Genomic DNA, 6631 nt, shown 5'->3' on the forward strand with positions numbered 1-6631 from the left:
GTGTCCCCACGCCCGAAGGCGCTGTTCGCCATGAGCGAGGAACATCTCGCCCTGCTCTTCCCCGCGCCCTTGCTGCGGCGGCTGGACACGCTGGCCGACATCGACGTCACCCTGGTGGCCGAGCGCTTCGACGACCCGCGGCTGCCCCTGGCCGACACCGAGATCCTGCTCACCGGCTGGGGCTGCCCGCCGCTCGACGAGGCACTGCTCGCCGCCGCCCCCCGCCTGCGCGCCGTGCTGCACGCGGCCGGCTCGGTGAAGAGCCTCGTCACGCCCGCCTGCTGGGAACGCGGCCTGCTGGTCTCGTCGGCCGCCGCGGCCAACGCCGTCCCGGTGGCCGAGTACACCGTCGGCATGATCCTGCTGGCCGGCAAGGGGGTCTTCGCCCTCAGCGAGCGCTACCGGCGTGACCGCGCCTTCACCCTGGCCAAGATCGAACAGGGGATCGGCAACAACGGCCGCCGGGTCGGCGTCGTCGGAGCCTCCCGCATCGGCCGCAAGGTGCTCGACCTGCTGGCACCGTACGACCTGGACCTGTGTCTGTACGACCCCTACACCCGAGTTCCCGGCGTACCCCAGGCGTCGCTGGAGGAGCTGCTGCGCAGCAGCGACATCGTCAGCCTGCACGCCCCCGCCACCTCCGAGACCCGGCACATGCTCGACCGCGAACGGCTGGCGCTGATGCCGGACGGCGCGGTACTGATCAACACCGCCCGCGGGTCCCTGGTCGACACCGACGCGCTGGTCGCCGAGCTGAAGTCCGGGCGGCTGTCGGCGATCCTCGACGTCACCGAGCCCGAGCCGCTGCCGTCCGCCTCGCCGCTGTTCGACCTGCCCAACGCCTTCCTCACTCCGCACATCGCCGGCTCGCACGGCAACGAGCTGGCCCGGATGGGCGCCGTCGTGGTGGACGAGCTGGAACGGCTGACCGCCGGGCTGCCGCTGGCCCACCCCGTGAACCACGACGACCTGGACCGCGTGGCCTGATGTGGGGGTGCGCCCCCGTGTGGCGCGGGAGCGCGCCGTCCGCGACAATCGAGCTGCCCTGCTCCGCCCGAGGAAAGGTGCGCCTTGCCACGAAAGCCGGGAACGCCACAGCACGCCGCACAGGAGGCGACGCCGCGGAAGGCGGCTGCCGTGGATGACTCCGAGCGCGCCACCATCCGCGACGTCGCCGCCCGGGCCGGGGTCTCCGCCTCCACCGTCTCCCGGGTGATCAAGGGCGACTACCCGGTCGCGCAGGCCACCCGCACCCGCGTGCTGCGTGCCATGCGCGAGCTGGACTACGTGCTCAACGTGCACGCCCGCGCCCTGTCCGGGGCCAGCACCAAGATGGTCGCGTTCGTGCTCGACGACGTCACCGGCCCGTCCTTCGCCTACGTCGCCAAGGGCGTCGAACAGCAGGCCACCGCCGAAGGCCGGCTGTGCCTGGTCTGCACCACCCATGGCGACCCGGCGCGCGAGCTGACGGTGGTGGAGGCCATGCGCGAGCAGCGGGCCGACGCGGTGATCCTGGTCGGCGGTGGCTCGGCCGACGACGCCTACCGCCGTCGGATGACGCACTTCGCGCACGCCCTGGACAAGGCCGGCTCGCGGCTGGTGCTGTGCGGTCGTCCTCCGCTCGGCGACGACGTGCCGACCACCGTGGTCGAGTACGACAACGAGGCCGGCGCCTACGCCATGACCAGCCACCTGCTCTCCCGCGGGCACCGCCGGATCGTCTACCTCGGCGCCGCCACCGCCGAGGACCAGAACACCACCAAGATCGACCGCGTGCACGGTTTCCGCCGCGCGCACGAGGACTACGGCGTGCCGTACGACCCTGACCTCATCCTGCCGAGCCACTTCTCCCGCAGCGCCGGCTACGAGGCCACCAAGCGCCTGCTGGCGGTCGGGGCGGAGTTCACCGCGATCTTCGCCGGCACCGACATGGTCGCCGCCGGCGTGCTGGCCGCGCTGCGCGAGGCGGGCGTGCGGGTGCCCGAGGACGTGTCGGTCGCGGGCTACGACGACATCCCGCTCGCCGCCGACCTGGTGCCCGGGCTGACCACGGTGCACATCCCCACGGAGGAGCTGGGCCGCACCGCCGTGCGGCTGGCCTTGGACCTCAGCCAGCCGCAGCACGTCGTCCTGGGCACCCACATCGTGGTCCGCGGCTCGGTCGGCAAGCGGACCGTCACTCCTGTCTAGCGCGGCCAGTGACCGTGCTTTCTGGCGCGGCCGGTGGCCGGTCAGCGGCGCCAGATCACCGCGGACGGGGTGCCGGCGTCGACGGTCACGTCGCCGTCCCAGGTGAGGAAGGACTGCTGGGGAAGGTAGTCCTGCCCCAGGAAGAAGCCCCGCTTGACGCCGGTGACGTGCACGACTGCGCCGTTGTCCGTGCCGACCACGACGCGGTTGGCGGTGATCTCCTGGATGTCGTCGGCCGTCGTGCCCGGCGGCAGCTCCACCGTGGTCGCCGCCGGGTCGTCCCGCTGGATGGACCAGGTGGGGTCGACATGGTTCGACAGGTACACGGTGCCGCCGCTCCTGAGGCGCACGCCGATCGAGACGCCGACCCAGGACGAGCCCGTGTTGGGCCGGTCCGTCGTCTTCTTGATCGCCACGTACAGATAGTTCCGCTGGTCGCTCACCTCAGGCGTGGCGGGCGCCGTCTCCGACGCGGCCTCGATCTTGCCCTCCCTGATCATCTCCTTGGCCATGATCTGGTAGGTCCACGGGTCGGTGTCCATCATGTGCTCGCGGGGCTGGTCGGCCGGGCGCGTCCGCAGCGGCGACAGGAAGAACCTCATCGGATCGCTGACCTTGTCGCACATGTTGTTGTTGCTGGTGCAGGTCTCCAGGAGGGCGTGGTCGCCCTCGTACCGGCCGGCGAACCGCAGCGTCTGGTGGTTGGCGGCCTGATAGGTGTCGCTGCCCGGCACCCGGTTGCCGCGCTCGTCGACCTCCACGTCGTAGACCCACTCGATGTCGGTGGTACGGCCCCAGCGCGCCATCAGCGCCGGCGTGTTCGTCCCGCCGTCCTCGTTGCTCCACACGACGGAGTACGTGAGCTTCGTACGGCCCGGCGCCGTCCCCGGCTTGGCCTCGTGCCAGGCGATGAGCGGCGTGTCGGTCGTCGCGTTCTGATAGGGGGTGCCGAGGTCGGAGAGGTTGCGGCCGTACACGACCGGGGCGTAGCGCAGCGCCAGGTAGTCGCTGCCGCCCGGCGCGTACGTCGTCACCTTCACCCTGTCGAGCAGGACGGAAGCGCTCCCCGCCGCGGACCGTTCGTCGGCGAAGTGCAGGCGCAGCAGGTGCGGACCTGCCCTCAGCGCGCCGAGGGCGAGCTGCCGGGACAGCCGCTGGTCCCCGGAGACCACGAGGTCGGTGGCGTAGCGGTTGTCGACGAAGATCGACACGACCGCCGACTCCGCGCCCTTGACGGCCCAGTCGGTGCCGGGCGCGGCGGCGGTCAGGTCGACGAGCGCCTCGCCGGACCTCTTCACGACGAACGGCACCCGCACGTCGGGGTGGTCACGGCCGATCTTGATCTGCCGGCCTTGAACGGCCGGGTCCTGGTCCGCTGTCCGCGCCATGGCCGGCGCGGCGAGCGCGGCCACGGTGGCGGCGACCGCGACCGAGGCAGTCACTAATTGGACGATTCGCATCAAAATTCCTTCGAGGGGCGTCAGCGCGCGTGGAGGCGCCAGGGCAGGCGGACCGTGATGAACTCGTCGTTGTCCGGCTGACCCGGCGTCCGTCCCGACGAGAACGGGAAGTTGTTGTCGTTGAGGACCCCGATCGTGCGGTCGTCCAGGATGACCACGTCCTCGATGGTCTGGAACGGGAAGCGGAACGTCTCCCCGAACCCACCGAGCCCCTTCGGGTTGGCCAGGTCCAGCAGATCGGCGGCCAGGGTCTTGTCCAGCGCGCCGTCGTGGTCGCGGTCGCGGGTGTCGGCCAGGTAGACGCGCTTGAGCGCGGCGGCGTCGCCCTGGTTGTTGTCCCGCTCGATGATCAGGAAGCGGTGGTCGTCCACCGCGATGGCGTCGCCGATCGCGTTGGCCGGGCTGTCCAGCCGGTACGTCCAGCGCCTGCCGGTGTAGGCGCGCTTGCGCACGTCGAACTCGTTCATCCGCAGCGTGCCCGCGGGGTCGCCGCTGACCGTCCCCTCCAGCAGCGGATACAGCCGCCGCCCGTCCGCGGAGCGGGCCATGCCCTCGAAGCCCTTGCTGCCGGCCAGGTTGGGGGTGGCGCCGTTCAGCGTGGGGTTCTCGGGCGCCTTGACGCCGGGCAGCTCGATCGGCGCCTCCAGCAGCGTGCCGCTCGCCGAGAAGTGCAGCAGGAACGGTCCGAACTCGTCGCCCAGCCAGTACGTGCCGTCGTCCGCCCGCACGATCGACTCCACGTCGAAGTCGGCGCCGGTGAGCATCCGATCGGCCCTGGTCAGCGGCCAGGACACCCGCCGGTCCGGGTCGGACAGGTTGAACCCGCCCAGCACCCGCACGGTGCCGGCGCGGAAGTCCGGCCTGATGCGGTGCACGCGCAGCAGGAAGTCGGCGCTGTTGTTCTTGGCTCCGTACCCGTTGTCGGACAGCACGTCGAAGGTGCCGTCACCACGCCGGACGATGCCGCTGAACCCCTGGACCGGCTGGCCGGGGAAGGGTGGGGTGACCCCGTTGACGGGGGTCGTACCGATCTGCGATCCGGACGGTTCGCTGCCGGGCACGAAGGTCTGCGCCGGGAGCGAGGCGAACCCGGTCAGCGTGGCCCGGCCCGAGCCCTCCGGGTCGGCGTCGGCGTAGGACGCGGGACCGGCCGAGGCGGCGAGGCTCAGGGCGAGCACGGCGGAGCCCACCGCCAAAGGGATGCGTTTCATGCCGGGCAGGCTAGAGGTGTCATATGACGCGATTCCCAACACAACGTGCACACAGCGTTCACCTTTGGTCGCCCGGTCGGGGCTGGTGAGAGCTGTCGCACTGGAGCAGGCGTATCGCATTTGTCGGACATACCCGCCGCCACCAGGCAGCGACCACACAGGGCGTCGTCTCTGCCTTGGCGGAGTTTGTGGCCCTATGATCAGAGTCACCCACATCCGTCCCCGCCCAGGAGTCTTGTGCCGGACATCCAGCCCCTCAGGCCCGGAGATCCCAGGTCCGTGGACCGGTACCGGATCACGGGCCGGATCGGCGAGGGTGGGCAGGGAACGGTCCTGCTCGGGGTCGACGACGACGACGACCGGCAAGTGGCGATCAAGATAATGACGTCCGTCGACGCCTCCGACACCGAGTCCAGGCTGCGTTTCCAGCGCGAGATCGAGGTCGCGTCCAAGGTGGCCTCGTTCTGCACGGTGCGCGTGCTGGGCCACGGGGTCCACGACGACCGCCTCTACATGGTCAGTGAGTACATCGCGGGCGAGTCGCTCCAGCAGCATGTCCTCGCCAGGGGGCCGCTGGAGGCTTCGGCGCTGACCCGGCTCGCCGTCAACACCTCCACGGCGCTGGTCTCCATCCACAACGCCGGGATCGTCCACCGGGACTTCAAGCCCAGCAATGTCCTGCTCGGCTCGGACGGCCCCTACGTGATCGACTTCGGTGTGGCCCGCTCGTTCGGCGACAAGACGGTGACTGTCACGGGGGTCCTGGGCACGCCCGCGTACATGTCTCCCGAGCAGCTCGCGGGCGAGCGGGTGAGCCCGGCATCCGACATGTTCAGCTGGGGCCTGACGTTGACTTTCGCGGCGCTGGGGCGGCCGCTCTTCAGCGGCAGCACCATCGCGGCCATGGCGATCACCCTGCGCCAGGACGAGATCGATCTCGGGGAGATCGCCGAGCCGCTGCGCTCGATCATCGCCTCCTGCCTGGTGCGTCAGCCGGAGGCACGGCCGACCGCGCACCAGGTGCTCAACGCCCTGATCGCGGGCGATCAGCCGCAGTCCTGGACTGCCGTACGCGAGCTGCCCGCTCCCCCGATCGCCCCCTCCACGCAGCCCAACACGGGCGATCAGCCGCCACCGTGGCCCGCCGAACGCGAGACCTCCGTCCCCGTGGTCGCGCCCTTCGCGCCGCCCGACTCGGTCCCCGGCCCCATCCGCCCCGTCCGCGCGGCCTTCCACGACCCGATCTCGCAGCCCACCGGCGGCGCACCGCCGACCTTGCGCTCCCGCAAGAAGGTGGGGCGGCTCGCCGTCGCGGGAGTGGTGCTGGCGGCGCTCACCGCGGCGGGCGTGGTGCTGGTGCCCCGGCTGGTCTCGCCTCCGGCGACGCCTCCTGGTTCCACGACGGTCGCCGCCGGGTTCGGCGCCCCGATCGGCTGGCATCCCACCGGCCACTTCGCGGCGGTCACCGCCGTCGCCACGGCCACGGTCGCCGGGCGCCCGGTCATGGTGACCGCCAGCGAGGACGGAACGGTCCGGCAGTGGGACGCGCGTACCGCGCAGCCGATCGGCGCGCCGATGCCCGGTCACGGCGACTGGGTGCGCGCGGTGGCGACCACGACCGTGAACGGCAAGCCCGTCGCGGTCACCGGCAGCGACGACAAGACCGTACGCATGTGGGACCTCACCACCGGCCGCCCCATCGGCACCCCGCTCACCGGCCACACCGGCGCCGTCCTCGCGGTCGCCACCGCCACCCTGAAGGGCAAGCCC

Annotated in this window: 5 protein-coding genes; 3 read left to right on the plus strand and 2 right to left on the minus strand. The window is 71.4% G+C overall.

Going from position 1 to position 6631, the window contains the following annotated elements; genetic code table 11:
• Both AB0J64_RS49205 and AB0J64_RS49210 read left to right on the plus strand, forming a co-directional pair.
• Positions 1 to 987 carry a hydroxyacid dehydrogenase gene (locus AB0J64_RS49205; RefSeq protein ID WP_364043592.1) on the plus strand — a complete coding sequence of 329 codons (987 nt, stop codon included), beginning with the start codon at positions 1 to 3 and terminating at the stop codon, positions 985 to 987.
• A gap of 150 nt (positions 988 to 1137) precedes the next feature.
• Positions 1138 to 2190, plus strand: coding sequence for a LacI family DNA-binding transcriptional regulator (locus tag AB0J64_RS49210; protein WP_364043595.1), 1053 nt, complete (start codon positions 1138 to 1140; stop codon positions 2188 to 2190).
• 41 nt (positions 2191 to 2231) lie between these two features.
• Here AB0J64_RS49210 and AB0J64_RS49215 read toward each other — a convergent pair whose 3' ends face one another.
• Positions 2232 to 3632, minus strand: a complete 1401-nt coding sequence (locus AB0J64_RS49215; protein ID WP_364043598.1) for a hypothetical protein — start codon at positions 3630 to 3632, stop codon at positions 2232 to 2234.
• Positions 3633 to 3670: 38 nt separating this feature from the next.
• Positions 3671 to 4861, minus strand: coding sequence for an esterase-like activity of phytase family protein (locus AB0J64_RS49220; protein WP_364043601.1), 1191 nt, complete (start codon positions 4859 to 4861; stop codon positions 3671 to 3673).
• 279 nt (positions 4862 to 5140) lie between these two features.
• On the opposite strand from AB0J64_RS49220, the gene AB0J64_RS49225 reads away from it, so the two are divergent.
• Positions 5141 to 6631 (plus strand): protein kinase (locus AB0J64_RS49225; RefSeq protein ID WP_364043604.1); only part of this gene is annotated, 1491 nt, incomplete at its 3' end.

The organism is Nonomuraea sp. NPDC049695 (genome assembly GCF_040674955.1).
Classification (GTDB): Bacteria; Actinomycetota; Actinomycetes; order Streptosporangiales; family Streptosporangiaceae; genus Nonomuraea; species Nonomuraea helvata.

Coding starts and splice junctions, on each gene's coding strand:
- AB0J64_RS49220 (WP_364043601.1), bottom strand. CDS start 4,861: ATGAAACGCATCCCTTTGGCGGTGGGCTCCGCCGTGCTCGCCCTGAGC.